This window comes from Desulfuromonas sp. TF, from assembly GCF_000472285.1.
In the GTDB taxonomy this organism is placed as follows: domain Bacteria; phylum Desulfobacterota; class Desulfuromonadia; order Desulfuromonadales; family ATBO01; genus ATBO01.
Map to the genome: position 1 here is coordinate 1 of NZ_KI421428.1, position 14,257 is coordinate 14,257.

Here is a 14,257-nt window from a genome sequence, read left to right on the forward strand (position 1 = left end):
AATCGCCCCGACCACGATGGCGACTTCGACCAGGGAGGGGGTGTACTGCAGCAATCCGCTCACCAGGTCTCCGGCCCCTTCGCGCATGGAGACGAGCTGACCGGCGATGACCAGGTCGAAGCGCATGAAGAAGATGCCGAAGGTGGAGAGGAGGCCGGCGTACATGACCCCCAGCGGGGTACGGGTGCGGCGGTTCAGCAGGAGAATGACCGGGATGAGCATGCCGATCAGCACCTCGAAGAACCAGAAGTTGAAAGAGAGAGGTCCGCTGAGCACGGCCATGGTCGCCTCGTATTTCTCCGGCGGACGGCCGTAGACGCCGGGAATGATCTTCCAGACGACGAAGAAGATCAGGATGGTCAGAAAAAGCGCCTGCAGTTTACCCAGGGTCCCCATGAACTCGCTGTAGCGCTGGGGCATGCGAGTGCCGCTCTCCTTGTGATTGAAGTAGACGATCATGCTGACGATCGCCCCGCCGGAGACCAGGGCCGACAGGATGAAGTAAATGGGGAGAAATGAGCCGTGCCAGTAAGGACGGGCTTCGAGAAGTCCGAAAACGGCCCCGAGGTTGGAGTGGGCGGTGACGGCGGCGATGAAGCCGAGCATCCCCATGGTGAAGGCCCCCCTGTGCATCCCCTTCATAAGGAAGTAGAACTCGCCGCACAGCAGGACGAGGTACAGTCCGTAGAGTGTCCCCATCCACCAGATGGCGGAGGTGAAATTGGGGCTGATGACGGCATAGAGGGCCATGCGGATCGGGTGGTTGAGTTCCATGGCAATGGTTCCGAATCCGCACAGCAGGGTAAGGATGGCCAGGAGGATGGCCCGCTTGCCGATGAACTCGAAATGTTTGATGCCGAAGACGTGCCCCAGGCTCGACACCAGGCACAGGCCGGTGCTGGAAACGACGAGAAAAACGTAGGTGGAGATGAGGATTCCCCAGGGGATCTCCCGTGTCACGTTGTAGACCTCGGCGTGTCCGTGAAGCAGGACCGCTCCGACTCCGAGAAGACCCGCGAGCATCCCGGCGCCGAGAACGGCGAACCACAGCGGCAGGGGCGGGCGATGTTTAAAAAAGGACATGGCTTTCTCCTTTAGATCAGATAGAACAGGAAGGGTTTGCTCCCCTGCGATTTTTTAAGCACCCGTGAAGGATTCCTGGCCAGCAGCCGGGAAACTTCGCTGTGCGGATCATTGATATCTCCGAAGGTCCTGACCTTGGTCGGGCAGGTCTCGACGCAGGCCGGGACGCGCCCGTTGTAGACTCGATGGGCGCAGAAGGTGCACTTGTCCACCGCCCCGATCTCCTCGTTGTAGTAGCGGGCGTTGTAGGGGCAGGCGGTCTGGCAATACTTGCAGCCGATGCATTTTTTGGCGACCACGTGAACGATACCGTCCTCGCTGACCTCGGTGGCCCTGGTGGGGCAGACATGGGCGCAGGGCGGATTGCCACAGTGCTGGCACTGACTGGGGGTGAAGCTCTGGCCAAGAGTGGGATAAGCCCCCCGCAGTTCGCCGTCATCGACCCAGTTGCGGTAGTTGTTCCGTCCCAGCGGCACGTCGTTCTCGGCTTTGCAGGCTACCGTGCAGGCCTTGCAGTCGATACACTTTCTGGTATCGAGCACGATGGCGTAGCGCTTGTTCTTCTTCATGATAAAGACTCCTTGAACATCCAGGCCGATCAGGCCGGGAGGATTTCCACAAACGTCTCGTGCATGGCGACATTGCCGGAGATGGGGCAGACCTTCTCCTCGATCAGGGCGGCGTCACAGCCTCCCTTGCCGTGGAGCTTGGTCAGGCCTTTGGAGAGTACGCCGAAGCCGTGCGCCATATAGACGCTGTCGGGTCGGATCTTCTCCGTGACTTCCAGCTTCAGGGTTTCCAGTCCTACGGCGCTCTTCACTCGCACCATCTGTCCGTTTCTGAGCCCCCTTTTGCGGGCCTCCTCAACATTCAGCCACAGCGTGTTCTCCGGCATCAGGTCGTGAAGGTACGGGTTGTTGTTCGTCGTACCATGCGTGAAGTAGGCGCTGCGGCCGACCAGCAGACGGTATCTGCGGGTGGGGACTGCCTCCGGCGCCTTGTAGACCGGAAGGGGATCGAGGTCGTTTTCGGCATACTTATCCGAGTAGATCTCGATCTTGCCGCTCTTGGTCTTGAGGCGTTTGCCCAGGGTCTTGCCGTAGGTCGGCTCGGTCTTTTCGTAATAAACTCCGGTCGTTTTGAGATCCTCGAGGATTTTGGGATTGTGCTTCACCTGATGGTGGATATGCTCCTCGATGGTGAAGTCGAACTGCTCGTAAACCTCTTCGCCGAGTCGTTTGGCGATCTGCTGCATGATCCACAGGTTCGGTTTGCTCTCGAACATCGCCTCGATGCAGGGCTGGCGGAAGGCGACGACGGGGAGAATGCCGCCGAGCGATTCAAGGGGGTCCTGACGCTCCAGGTAGGTGGCTTCCGGCAAAACGACGTCCGAGTACCAGGCGGTGTCGCTCATGGTGATGTCGATGGTGCAGATGAAATCCATCTGCTCGATCATCCTGAGGGTCTTGGCCCGGTTGGGGACCGAAGAGACGACATTCTGCTTGTAGATCATCATTCCCTTGACCGGATAGGGCCTCCCTTCCAGCACCCGGTCGCGGAAGGTCACCCAGGAGCCGTCCTTTTCCGAGAGATAGGTGGCGCTGTCCTTATCCAGCCGGCCGGGGACATCGTCGTACCAGGGAGCGAGGTAATCGTGGCTGGTCAGCTTGATTGAGCTGTTGGGAACCATCCCCCCCTTGACGTCCCAGTTGCCGACCACGGCGTTGAGGATGGCCATGGCCCGGCGCATCTGGGTGTCGTTGGCGAAAAAGGAGGAGCGGCGTCCCTGGTAGTAGACCGCCTTCGGTGCGGCGGCGGCGAACTCGCGGGCGATGCGGCGGATGTCGGCGGCGGGGATCTCGCACTCGTCCGCCGCCCATTCGGGGGTATAGGGCTCGACATGCGGTGCAAGGTTGTCGAAGCCGACCGTCATCTCCTCGACGAAGCCCTTGGCATAAAGCTCTTCCTTGACGATCACGTGGGTCATGGCCAGGATGAAGGCCATGTCGGTTCCGGGCTTGATCGGGAACCACTCGTCGGCCTTGGCGGCGGTCTTGGTGAAGCGCGGATCGAGATAAACCAGCTTGCGCCGACCGCCTTCGCCCTTGAGCATGTCGACGGAGTCGGGGGTGATGAGGGCTTCGCTGCGGTTCGCGCCGCTCATGATGATGTAGTCGGCGTTGAAGACATCCGGAGTGGGGCTGGTGCCGAAGGTCGCCCCGAACCCCTGGATGTTGGAAGCCAGGCACAGCGAAGGGTGGCGCACCGTGTTCGGCGAGCCGTAGCACTCGGCCAGCTGCAGGAAGAAGTGTTCGGAAAAGGTTCCCTCGGTGGAAGCGAACATGGTGCCGGCGCGGGTGTATTTCTCCGCCAGTTCGTTCAGGTTCTTGCCCACCAGATCCAGCGCCTCGTCCCAGGAGGCGCGCCGCCATTTGCCTTCGCCCCGTTTGCCGACCCGGATCAGGGGGTACTTGAGACGGTCCGGATCGTAGACCACCTTGACTCCGGCGTTGCCCCGGGCGCAGAGCATTCCGCGGCTCTTGATGAAGTTGGGATTGGGGTCGAGCTTGTGGATGACCCCGTTGCGCACCCGGGCGATCACCCCGCACTTGTTCACGCACATGCCGCAGCTCGTAAAGACGTCCTGACCGGGCCCGGCGGTGAGTTCATCCACATCGCCCGTCCTGGCCAGCGCCTTCAGCACCTTGACCTGCGAGCCGACGGTCGCCGCGGCCAGGGCGCAGGAAGAGAGCCCGAGAAAGCGGCGGCGGCTCAGTTTTTTTTCGCTCAGACGTGACACGTCAGTCTCCTTTGAAAATCGTTCTAATAATCTGAATTATCATATGTGTTTCTGCTTGAAGGGGGGAGAGGCGGAATGCCTCTCCCCGGGTGGAATTTTAAAACTTGACGGTCAGAGAGGCATAGCCGTCCCAGACCTCGTCGACCGCCGGCAGGATGGAAGCCGCCGTGCCGTCCTGGACGTCCTCGATCTTGACCGGAGCGCCGACGGGAGAGCCGCTGCCGGTGTACTTGTAGTCGTAGTAGATTGCGCCGACCTTGATGAACATGTTCGGATTGATGTCGAAGATGTAATAGGCCTCGCCTGCATGGCCGCGGGTGGCCAGCTTGCTGCCGACCACGTCGTCCTGAGCCTGGGTGAAGGGGGTCCAGTACCTGGAGCCGTAGTTGTATTCCAGGCCGAACTTGCCCAGCGGCGCCGGCACCTGGACGCCCACGTAGACCGAGTAGCCGTCCTCTTCGTCGTTGCTCGAAGGGGTGGCGGTCACCATCGGCATGATCATCTCGCCTCCGGCGGGATCGGGGACCAGGGCCGCCTGGTAGACGGGATCGGAGAGGAGGCCTCCGAACATGCCGGCCTTGCCGTTGGGATCGGTGCGGGTCCAGCCGAGGGAGGCGAACCAGTTGACGCCGTTCATCTCCTCGCGGGTGAAGCCGACGCCGCCCAGCATGATGTCGCCGATGTTCGTGCTCGGCTGGACGCGGGTGACGAAGTTGAAGTTGGGGAAGTTCTGCAGATCCTGCCACATGGTCGGGGCCAGCTGCTGGGCGAACTGGCTGGGGAAGGCGATGACCCCCTTGAAGCCGTCCGTCACGTCCTCGGCCCGGAAGAGGGTGAACTGCAGGAAGTTGGTGCCGTCATTGATGGCGTCGATATTGAATCCGCCCAGATGGACGTCGTCGGTGTCGATCTCGTTGAAGAGTTCGCCGTTCCCCCACTCGGACTCGAAGCCCTGGCCGTAGCAGAAGCGCACCACCTGCCCCTCGACTCCGGTGTGCTTGCCGAGCTTGTAGCCGATGGTGATGCCGTCGAAATTGAAGTGCACCAGGTGGCCGGAGGGGGTGCCGCCGCGCATCTCATTTTCGCGGTACTGGCTGGGAGGGCCGTAGGTGGAAGGGCGGCGTCCGATGGAGAGATAGAAGTTGCTGCCGCCGATATCCTTCCAGTCGAAGTAGGCCCGCTCGACCCGCACCCAGTCGCCGGTGGTGTTGCCGCCGTTGGTGCCGTCCATGGTGAAGGAGTTCCAGGAGTCGAAGACCTTGGAGCCGGTGGAGTCACCCCAGTTCTTGTACATGGAGAGGCGGCCTGAGAAATTCACATTCTCCCATACTTTGGCTTTCATGCCCAGGCGCAGCCGGGTGGTATACAGAATGTCGTTGTTGATGTCGGATTTTTCAGGGGCGGCGATGATGAAAAAGTCCTGGGGGGCATAGCCTCCCGTGAAGAACGTGTTCGCCTGCTGCGGGAAGGCGGTCACGAATTTTGCGATGGGGGAGGCCGGGTCGCCGGGGTCGCCGAATTCCCCACCCATGGCCCGGGCGCCGAAGTCGGCGAAGTCGAAGAAGACACCCTGGGATCGGGTGACGTCCTTGTAATGAAGAGTGTCGGCCTTCACCCGCAGATCGCCGTACCAGCTGATGCGGTCGAGGGCTGTGTGCCGCTCCGTCTTGTCGACGCGCTTGCTGAGTTCGTTGAGTTCCAGGGTCATCTCCTGGATTTTCCTCTGCAGCTCATCGACGCTCTCGGCCGCCATGGCGACGGAGGGGACGGCGAGCAGAGCCGCAATCAGAAGAATAAGTAATTTACGCATGAATTCTGCCTCCTGAGAAAATGTTATAAGCCGGCCCGCCCCGGCGTCGGGGCGGGCCGGCCAGCGAAACCGGTGCCTTTAACCGCAGGTTTCCGGCTGATCGGAATCGGCGGCGTGATCGAAAAGAAACTGCTGAACATCCTTTACGTCCTTTTCGGAAATTTTTGCGTGCCCCTGGCAAGCCTGGCCCTTTTTTTCGAAAAAACGATCCCATTGGGCCTGGGTCTTGGAGAGAGGAGTCAATTCACCCCCTTCGGCGCCGGCGGCGTGGCAGGACTTGCAATTTTTTTTGTACAGGTACTTTCCTTTCTTGGGATTGCCGCCTTCTGCCGCCAGGGCAAAGCTGGTGCAGAGTGCGAGCAGGATCAGGGTGAGGATGATTCCGGTCATACGTTTCATGGTGCTACCTCCATAATCGAGTTGACGTTACGGCGCAGTGTGCGCTCCGATTTTTTGCCCTTGATATGCCTTTAAGCCGATAGACGACTATGTAAATAGTCAACGATATGGATATTCATATTACGAAATCTATGCCAAAAGGGATGACCCGAGGTGGAGTGGTTTAGAAATCAGGATGTTGGAAATTTCATTAGAAGAAAATTGATCTCAAAATAGATGTAATTAAATATCAGAAATAGTCTATACACTGAAGGGGCTCGGCGAAATGACGCAAAATAAAACAAATCAAGGGTTTTCTGGGGGTTTCGGGCGAAGGCTGATACGCCAATGAGGTGGGATTTGAGGCAAAATACCAGATCGGATGCAGTTATTTCACGGAAGTGGTCATTTCAGGCCTGTTCGATAAAACACTGGGGGTCGGAGGCCAGGCAGCCTTCACCTCCACGGGCCCGAGTCCAGGCCCACGCAATGGCGCGGCACCCGCGGCAGCCGGACCATCGGTCGCAGGCGCCGCATCGGTCCTGATACAGGCTCTGATCTCTCAGGGAGGCCAGAACCTCGGAGGTGGCCCACACCTCCCGCAGCGAATCGGAGCGGATGTTGCCCAGGGGGATTTCCAGGCGGCGGCAGGGGAGAATGGTACCATCCGGGAGGAGAGTCAGACCGGAGACGCCTGCGGCGCAGCCTCCCAGGGGAGTCTCACCCCTCCTCGCCGGTGAAGGGGCATGCATCTGTGTGGCCACAGGATCGCCGGTCACGATTTCCAGGCCGGGAATGTCGACGGCAAGAAGCTCTGCATAGAGATTTCGGACTTCGTCCGGGGTCAGCATTGCCTCGGCCAGTTCCAATCCCCGGCCGACAGGGACGAGTCTGGAAAAGCCTAGCCGCTGCGCTCCGAGTTCCGCCGCCAGTGAAACCATCTCCGCCATCCTGCCGGCATTGAGGCGCGACAGGGTGACATTCAGGGTGACGGGAATGCCCCCATCGATCAGATTTTCCACGCCGGAACGGGCGGCAAGCCAGCTACCCGCCCCTCGGATGACATCGTGAATGTCCTGCGGTCCCTCGAAGCTGACCTGCACTCCCTTTACTCCGAGGGCGGCCATACGCTGAGCCCGCCCCCTGTCGATCAGAGTGCCGTTGCTGAGAATATAAATGGAGGCCCCCGTCTCGCCGATGAGTTCGACAATCGGATCCAGATCGCTTCGCAGCAGCGGTTCACCCCCGGTGAGATTAAAGGCGGGCGAAAAGCTTACGCCGTAGGCTTTGCTCCAGGCCTCCAGCATATCGGCGAATTCGTCGACGACGGCTCTGATCTCGGGCAGGGTCGGTTCGCTCCGGTTCCCACCGGACTGATAGCAGTGCCGGCAGGCGAGATTGCAGCGTTCGGTGAGGTGCCACTGGATAAAGAAATCGAAATTGTTGCTTATGGACATGCAATTTCCCGCTTAGCTCGTAAAAACAGACAGGGATCCGCACCGCGACCGATACTTTTCCCTGTCTGCCTGTTTTTTTGGCCGCCGACCGGCAGCTTCAGCTTCCGCTTTTTCAGCTGTTTCACTTGCGGCAGGATTTCCCGGTATTTTCCTTGGCGGCCTTCTTCAGGGCGTCCCAGAAGGCGGCCTCCTGCTGCAGCGCCTTTTCGCTCAACGTCTTCTTCATCCCTTCTCACCTCCCTTCGTGCACATTAGAGATGCCGATACCAGAATGAAAAATGATCGACATCGTCTATGGTCGAGTGTATAGCCGGCCGGAATGATGTCAAGGAGAGGGCGCCGTTTTCACTGGCGGTAGAGGCTGAAAAACGCTAGTATAACCGTCTGATGGGACACAGGATGTTCCCCAAAAAAGAACAGGAGGTCGCAGTAAGCGATGAGCAACGAAGGCAATAAGATCATTTACACCATGATGAGGGTGTCCAAGTTCTACGACAAAAAACCGGTCCTCAAGGATATCTCCCTTTCCTATTTCTACGGCGCCAAGATCGGCGTTCTCGGCCTCAACGGAAGCGGCAAGAGTTCACTGCTGCGCATTCTCGCCGGCGTGGACAAGGAGTTCAACGGCCAGGCTGTTCTCTCTCCCGGTTACACCGTCGGCTATCTGGAACAGGAGCCGCTGGTCAACGTGAACAAGACGGTTCGCGAGGTGGTCGAAGAGGGGGTGCAGGAGACGGTCGACCTGCTCAAGGAGTTCGAGGAGATCAACACCGCCTTTGCCGACCCGGATGCGGATATGGAGGCTCTTTGCGACCGGCAGGCCCAGGTGCAGGAGAAGCTCGATGCTCTCGACGCCTGGGACCTGGACAGCCGTCTGGAGATGGCGATGGACGCCCTGCGCTGCCCCCCCGGCGAAGCGAAGGTCGATGTCCTCTCCGGCGGCGAGCGACGGCGCGTGGCCCTTTGCCGGCTGCTGCTGCAGAAACCGGACATCCTGCTTCTCGACGAGCCGACCAACCATCTCGATGCCGAAAGCGTCGCCTGGCTCGAACATCACCTGCAGCGCTATCCGGGAACGATCATTGCCGTCACCCACGACCGCTACTTTCTCGACAACGTGGCCGGCTGGATCCTCGAGCTCGACCGCGGCGAAGGGATTCCCTGGAAAGGGAACTACTCCTCCTGGCTGGAGCAGAAGCAGGAGCGTCTGCGGCGGGAGGAGAAGGCCGAAGGCGCCCGGCAGAAGACTCTGGAGCGGGAACTCGAGTGGATCCGCATGAGTCCCAAGGGACGCCACGCCAAGAGCCAGGCCCGCATCAGCGCCTACGAGAAGCTCCTTGCCCAGGAGGCGGAAAAAAGCGAGCGGGAGCTGGAGCTGTACATCCCCCCCGGGCCTCGTCTGGGGAACGTGGTCATCGAGGCCGACGGCGTCGACAAGGCCTATGGCGACCGGCTGCTGGTGGAGAACATGGCTTTTTCCCTGCCTCCCGGCGGCATCGTCGGAGTCGTGGGGCCCAACGGCGCCGGCAAGACGACCCTCTTCAGGATGATCACCGGTCAGGAGCAGCCCGACGGCGGGGCGATCCGCCTCGGCGACACGGTCAAGCTCGCCTATGTCGACCAGAGCCGCGAGCTCAATGGGGACAAGAGCATCTGGGAGGAGATCACCGGCGGTCAGGAGCAGATCGAACTGGGCAAGCATCTGATCAACTCCCGCGCCTATGTGGCACGGTTCAACTTCTCCGGCAGTGAGCAGCAGAAGAAGGTTGGGGCCCTCTCCGGCGGTCAACGCAACCGGGTGCATCTGGCCAAGATGCTCAAGGAAGGGGCCAACGTCATCCTTCTCGACGAACCGACGAACGATCTCGACGTCAACACCATGCGGGCCCTGGAGGAGGCGCTGGAGAACTTCGGCGGATGCGCCGTGGTGATCAGCCACGACCGCTGGTTCCTGGACCGGATCGCCACCCATATTCTCGCTTTCGAGGGCGACAGCCAGGTGACCTTCTTCGAAGGGAACTACTCGGAGTATGAGGAGGACCGCAGGAAGCGTCTCGGCGCCGAGGCCGACCGGCCGCATCGGATCAAGTACCGGCAGCTGACGCGTTAGTGTTTCCGACCCGGGAACGGGTCGGAAACTTACCTTCCTGCAATAAAAAAAGAGCCCCATCCAGGCGGATGGGGCTCTTTTTTTCAAAATGAATGAAGTGTTGGCGTTACCACGGCCCGCTTTTCTCCAATCCGTCGGTTCAGATCCTACTGGGCTGTACCACACCAGCTCCTTGCCGGACCTGATTGGTATTGAACCTTTCAGACCATCGCCTTTTTCCCGGGGTATTACGCCCTGGCGGATGGGATGACACGGCTTCAGTCGTGAGGCCGCGTAATCACCAACACTCATTTTTCAGAGATACGGCCTTTCCTTGGGCGATCACCCTCCTCCCTCCGCTTTTCCGGATGGCAGCAGGATCTCTGTGATCAGCTCCTGACGATCTTTGCCGGCTTTCACTCGACTTTTCACGTCTTAGAAAGTTCCGCATCTCCTAAATTGTCAAAGAACCAACCCTTCTTTCAATTTCATAATAGCACAGGTCGCTTCGTGGTGAAAGGGGTGCAACTCCGGGATGCCGACTCGCCCATTGATTACTCGTCCTGAGGTATAAATCCGTCCCCTAAAAAGCCTCTTCAGGCCTCCCGCTCAGCGGCGGGCTCGCACAACGGCGGCTTCGCCGAGGGCAATATATCGATCGTAAAGCGCTGGCGAACGTAACGCCGAGCGACATCGTGCAACCCAGAATCTCAAAGAACTCTTTCTTCAATTTCATTTTAGCATAGTCCCCGGATTCAGTTTATGCCGTCCGGTTGCAAATCGTCAAGGTGTTGGGTTGCCCACCGGTGGATTAGGACAACTCTGGTTTAAAACAGGGGCGGCCAATCGACCGCCCCTCGTTTTTTATCACCTCGTATATGCGCCTGAGTCAGGCTCCCCCCGGTGCCGGAGGCACGAAAGTGCGTTGCCCCAGTTCCTGGTCGACCATCAGCAGCCCGCGGCCGTCTCCCTCGACCCTCTTCAGTTTTCGGATGATCAGTGAAAAGCTGGATTCTTCCTCAACCTGCTCGGTCACGAACCAGTTCAGCATGACTTCCGCCGCATGGTTTCGCTCTTCCCGGGCCAGGTCCATGAGCTGTCCGATGCGGCTGGTGACGAATTTTTCGTGCTCCAGCCCGAACTCGAAAACCTCAAGGGGCGAGCTGAACGCGTTTTTTGGGCCCTCTATGGGGCGCAGTTCTGTCCTGCCGGCGGCATCGCATAGAAAATTGAAGAATCGTTCGCCGTGGATCATTTCCTCGAGGGCCTGAATCCTCATCCAGCTTGCCATCCCGGGCAAATCCTCGGACTGAAAATAGCCGGCCATGGCCATGTACAGATAGGCCGAGAAAAATTCGTTTTTCATCTGTTCGTTAAGCGCGTCCTGGAGTTTCCCGCTGAGCATGTGTCCTCCTTGTGGTTCCAGCAATAATGATGAATGATACAACTTTTAATATACTACTACATTGGTCACAGATGTCCAGTTTTCCCAGCCGGCATTGCAATCGATAGCCAGGGTGGGTTAAGCTGTCGCTCGCCGCACCTTGCGCCCTTTTTTCCTCACATCGGAGTCTGACGTGATCATCCATTCGGCCGTATTTGACAAGAGCGCCACCCGGCCCGCCAATTATCCCCCGGCCGAACTGCCCGAAGTGGCTTTTGCCGGGCGCAGCAACGTGGGAAAGAGCTCGCTGATCAACGTGCTGGTGAACCGCAGAGGCCTGGTGCGGACATCGTCCACGCCCGGACGCACCCAGCTTCTCAACTTCTTCATTATCAACGACGCCTTTTCCCTGGTCGATCTCCCCGGCTACGGGTTCGCCAAAGTGCCCCTGGCGGTAAAAAAAGAATGGGGGCCGATGGTCCGCACCTTTCTGGAGAGCCGGACCAGTCTGCGCGCGGTGGTCCTTCTCTTCGACATCCGCCGGGTTCCCCGCGAGGAGGATCTGCAGCTGCTCGACTGGCTGGAAGAGTTCGAGATCCCCACCATCCCGGTCATCACCAAGGCGGACAAGATCGGCAGAGGTCATCGGGAGAAGCAGATCAAACCGATCCTGGAAGCTACCGGTCTGCCCCGCGACGCCTTCACGCTTTTTTCCGCCACCACGCGGGAGGGAAAGGATGAGATATGGGAGCGGATTGAGGAGGGGCTGCGGTTCGGGCAAGGTGAGGGCATGCTGGAGTAGGCCTGCGGATTGCAAAGTCCGCATCGAGAGTATTGTCGGAGGGGATGCATGTCATCTACCGGTTGGGGAGGGCGAACGGGGTCACCGCCCATAAGTCTGCTCATCATCACTCTGCTGTTGAGCAGCGGACTGATGCTGCCGGCCGTTCATGCCGCTGCAGCGGAGCTGATGCTGCCGCAGGTTTATGCGAGGCAGGTTCCTGTTTCCGGCTGGTTGATGAGCGAAAAGCTTGACGGGGTGCGCGGTACCTGGGACGGCAGGCAATTGCTGTCCAAAAACGGCCGCGTCTTTAATCCGCCGGCTGCATTTATTCGAGATCTGCCGCCATTTCCACTGGAGGGGGAGCTCTGGGGCGGGCGAGGCAGTTTTGAGCAGACCGTTGCGATCGTCAATACGAGGCAGCCTCATGACGGCTGGCTGCAGCTCAGGTTCGCCATCTTCGATGTTCCGCAGGCCCCCGGCGGCTTTACCGGACGACTGGCCCAAGCCAGCGACTGGTTTGCAGCCCACCCATCCCCTTACGCTTTCGTCATCCCGCAGATCCCGGTCCTGGATCAGGCCCGGTTGCAACAGGAGTTGCAGAGGATCGAAAATCTCGGCGGTGAAGGGTTGATCGTTCGCAAGCCGGATGCCCTCTACGCCGGCGGGCGCAGCTCGGAGATTCTGAAGGTGAAAAACTATCAGGACGCCGAGGCGACGGTGGTGGCGCATCTGCCGGGCAGAGGGAGGAACCGGGGACGACTCGGCTCCCTTCTGGTGGAACTGGACGATGGCACTCAATTCAGGATCGGTGGTGGTTTCAGTGACGCCGAACGGGAATCGCCCCCGCCGGTCGGCGCCGTCGTGACCTTCAAGTTCTACGGGAAATACCAGTCCGGGATTCCCAAATTTCCATCCTACATGCGCATCCGGCGGGACCGTGAACTCTGACCCGAACACTTCGCGTCGGGGAAACACCGACCTCCTCCGGCTTTGTTCCTGCCGGCTTATTCCATTGACACCTCTTTCTCCCTCTGCTACAAAGATCGAACAATAAAACATCCAGGTGCCCGCCCTAGCCATGAGGCGAAGGAGGGAGAATAGGGAAGAGGGTGAGAATCCCTCGCTGCCCCGCAACTGTGTGTGGTGACGAAAACCGGACATGATGCCACTGTCTCATCGAGACGGGAAGGCCCGGTGAATAGGATGAACCACAAGCCAGGAGACCTGCCCGGATGGAATGAGGAGCCTTTCGCGGGAGAGGTTTCGGCAGACTCATTATCTACCGCCCCGAATCCCGCCGGATCTCGGGGCTTTTTCGTTGCAGGAGCACAGATGGCGCAGGGGCTCATTCAGGTCTATACGGGAAACGGCAAGGGGAAGACCACCGCCGCGGTCGGCCTGGCGGTCCGCGCCCTGGGACAAGGACTGCGGGTTCTTCTTGTCCGCTTTCTCAAGCCTGCCGAGCCGCCCAGCGGTGAGATCTCTTTTCTCGAGGGCACCCGGGGGCTGGAGATCCTGACCTCCGGAGTCGGCATCATCGGGTCCTCTCCGGACCGGGAGAAGGTGGCGGCGAGCGTCGCGACGACCTTCCATCTGGCCCGATCGAAGGCTGCCGGCGGTGAGTATGACCTGGTCATCCTTGATGAAATCAACAACGTCCTGCACCGGGAGTATCTTCCCCTGGCGGAGGTTTTCGGCCTGATGGAAGAGCGTCCCGACGGCGTCGAACTGGTTTTCACCGGTCGCAATGCACCGGACGCCCTCCTGGCGCGGGCCGATCTGGTGACCGTCATGGCGGCGGTGAAGCATCCGATGCAGACGGGAATCCCCGCGCGCAAAGGAATAGATTATTAGATGGCGCATCTGACCTACATCACCGGCGGCGCCCGTTCGGGGAAGAGCGGCTTTGCCCAGTCTCTCGCGGAGCGGTGCCCGGGAGAGCTCCTGTACGTCGCCACCGCCGGTATCCATGACGCCGAGATGGCGCAGCGGGTGGAAATGCACCGCCGGGTCCGCGGGGAGCGCTGGCGCACCCTTGAAGAGCCCCTGGAGTTGTCCGAGCGGCTGCCGGCGGCGACGGAGGGGGTGGGTGGGGTTCTTCTCGACTGCATGACGCTGTGGCTGACCAACCTTCTCTTCCATCACGAGGAGAGCAGGGAGCGGGTGCTGGCGGAGGTGGAACGGTTCATCGCCCGACTGCCGGAGATCGAGGCGCCCCTGTTCATAGTCTCCAACGAACTCGGCTTGGGGATCGTTCCGGAAAACCGGCTGGCCCGTCTTTTTCGCGATCTCGCGGGGGAGGTCAATCAGCGCCTGGCCGCGGCTGCCGACGAGGCGTGGCTGGTTGTTTCCGGCCTGCCGGTGAAGCTCAAATAGGGAAACCGAATTTGTTGAATTTTCACGCGAAGCCGCGAAGAACGCGAAGATTCAAAAATGGAATAGATTTCTTCGCGCCTTCGCGTGAGTAACGAT

General features: G+C 59.8%; 12 protein-coding genes and 1 riboswitch. Of the genes, 5 read left to right on the plus strand and 7 right to left on the minus strand.

Translation table 11 applies throughout. From position 1 onward, the window contains the following. From nrfD to DTF_RS0119475, 6 genes are all read right to left on the minus strand, one after another. Nucleotides 1–1,083, minus strand: a 1,083-nt coding sequence (gene nrfD / locus DTF_RS24685) for an NrfD/PsrC family molybdoenzyme membrane anchor subunit (protein WP_035058336.1), incomplete at its 3' end; no start/stop codon positions are given. Between the two features lie 11 nt (nucleotides 1,084–1,094). Beyond that, entirely contained in the window at nucleotides 1,095–1,652 is a 558-nt protein-coding gene (locus DTF_RS0119455; protein WP_027716669.1) for a 4Fe-4S dicluster domain-containing protein, read from the minus strand. A gap of 29 nt (nucleotides 1,653–1,681) precedes the next feature. Then, on the minus strand, nucleotides 1,682–3,883 hold the full coding sequence (locus DTF_RS0119460) for a molybdopterin-dependent oxidoreductase (RefSeq protein WP_027716670.1): 2,202 nt from the start codon (nucleotides 3,881–3,883) through the stop codon (nucleotides 1,682–1,684). A 97-nt stretch (nucleotides 3,884–3,980) separates the two neighbouring features. Further along, nucleotides 3,981–5,693: a DUF3373 domain-containing protein gene (locus DTF_RS0119465; protein WP_027716671.1), complete on the minus strand. Its 1,713-nt coding sequence runs from the start codon at nucleotides 5,691–5,693 to the stop codon at nucleotides 3,981–3,983. A gap of 78 nt (nucleotides 5,694–5,771) precedes the next feature. Further along, on the minus strand, nucleotides 5,772–6,092 hold the full coding sequence (locus tag DTF_RS0119470; RefSeq protein WP_051361497.1) for a cytochrome c: 321 nt from the start codon (nucleotides 6,090–6,092) through the stop codon (nucleotides 5,772–5,774). Nucleotides 6,093–6,481: 389 nt separating this feature from the next. Beyond that, nucleotides 6,482–7,528 (minus strand): radical SAM protein, encoded by a 1,047-nt coding sequence (locus tag DTF_RS0119475; RefSeq protein ID WP_027716673.1) that lies wholly within the window; start codon nucleotides 7,526–7,528, stop codon nucleotides 6,482–6,484. Between the two features lie 436 nt (nucleotides 7,529–7,964). Here DTF_RS0119475 and ettA point away from each other — a divergent pair, with 436 nt between their 5' ends. Beyond that, nucleotides 7,965–9,638 carry an energy-dependent translational throttle protein EttA gene (ettA, locus tag DTF_RS0119485; protein WP_027716674.1) on the plus strand — a complete coding sequence of 558 codons (1,674 nt, stop codon included), beginning with the start codon at nucleotides 7,965–7,967 and terminating at the stop codon, nucleotides 9,636–9,638. Nucleotides 9,639–10,506: 868 nt separating this feature from the next. On the opposite strand, the gene DTF_RS0119490 is transcribed toward ettA, so the two are convergent. Continuing rightward, entirely contained in the window at nucleotides 10,507–11,022 is a 516-nt protein-coding gene (locus DTF_RS0119490) for a ferritin (protein WP_027716675.1), read from the minus strand. 172 nt (nucleotides 11,023–11,194) lie between these two features. On the opposite strand from DTF_RS0119490, the gene yihA reads away from it, so the two are divergent. The 4 genes from yihA to cobU all read left to right on the plus strand — a co-directional run bounded on the left by yihA (nucleotide 11,195) and on the right by cobU (nucleotide 14,161). Further along, on the plus strand, nucleotides 11,195–11,803 hold the full coding sequence (yihA, locus tag DTF_RS0119495) for a ribosome biogenesis GTP-binding protein YihA/YsxC (protein WP_027716676.1): 609 nt from the start codon (nucleotides 11,195–11,197) through the stop codon (nucleotides 11,801–11,803). Between the two features lie 48 nt (nucleotides 11,804–11,851). Further along, a complete protein-coding gene (locus DTF_RS0119500) occupies nucleotides 11,852–12,733 on the plus strand; it encodes a DNA ligase (protein ID WP_081703111.1) in 882 nt (293 codons plus the stop codon). Between the two features lie 96 nt (nucleotides 12,734–12,829). Beyond that, a riboswitch (cobalamin riboswitch) is annotated at nucleotides 12,830–13,032 on the plus strand. 85 nt (nucleotides 13,033–13,117) lie between these two features. Next, nucleotides 13,118–13,639, plus strand: a complete 522-nt coding sequence (locus DTF_RS0119505) for a cob(I)yrinic acid a,c-diamide adenosyltransferase (RefSeq protein ID WP_027716678.1) — start codon at nucleotides 13,118–13,120, stop codon at nucleotides 13,637–13,639. Further along, on the plus strand, nucleotides 13,640–14,161 hold the full coding sequence (cobU, locus tag DTF_RS0119510) for a bifunctional adenosylcobinamide kinase/adenosylcobinamide-phosphate guanylyltransferase (RefSeq protein ID WP_027716679.1): 522 nt from the start codon (nucleotides 13,640–13,642) through the stop codon (nucleotides 14,159–14,161). It begins immediately after the preceding gene. Nucleotides 14,162–14,257: the final 96 nt, after the last annotated feature.

Excerpts from the sequence above, each read along its gene's own strand:
- DTF_RS0119455 (WP_027716669.1), bottom strand. The coding sequence starts at position 1,652 with ATGAAGAAGAACAAGCGCTACGCCATCGTGCTCGATACCAGAAAGTGT.
- DTF_RS0119465 (WP_027716671.1), bottom strand. The coding sequence starts at position 5,693 with ATGCGTAAATTACTTATTCTTCTGATTGCGGCTCTGCTCGCCGTCCCC.
- DTF_RS0119470 (WP_051361497.1), bottom strand. The coding sequence starts at position 6,092 with ATGAAACGTATGACCGGAATCATCCTCACCCTGATCCTGCTCGCACTC.
- DTF_RS0119475 (WP_027716673.1), bottom strand. The coding sequence starts at position 7,528 with ATGTCCATAAGCAACAATTTCGATTTCTTTATCCAGTGGCACCTCACC.
- ettA (WP_027716674.1), top strand. The coding sequence starts at position 7,965 with ATGAGCAACGAAGGCAATAAGATCATTTACACCATGATGAGGGTGTCC.
- DTF_RS0119490 (WP_027716675.1), bottom strand. The coding sequence starts at position 11,022 with ATGCTCAGCGGGAAACTCCAGGACGCGCTTAACGAACAGATGAAAAAC.
- DTF_RS0119500 (WP_081703111.1), top strand. The coding sequence starts at position 11,852 with ATGTCATCTACCGGTTGGGGAGGGCGAACGGGGTCACCGCCCATAAGT.
- DTF_RS0119505 (WP_027716678.1), top strand. The coding sequence starts at position 13,118 with ATGGCGCAGGGGCTCATTCAGGTCTATACGGGAAACGGCAAGGGGAAG.
- cobU (WP_027716679.1), top strand. The coding sequence starts at position 13,640 with ATGGCGCATCTGACCTACATCACCGGCGGCGCCCGTTCGGGGAAGAGC.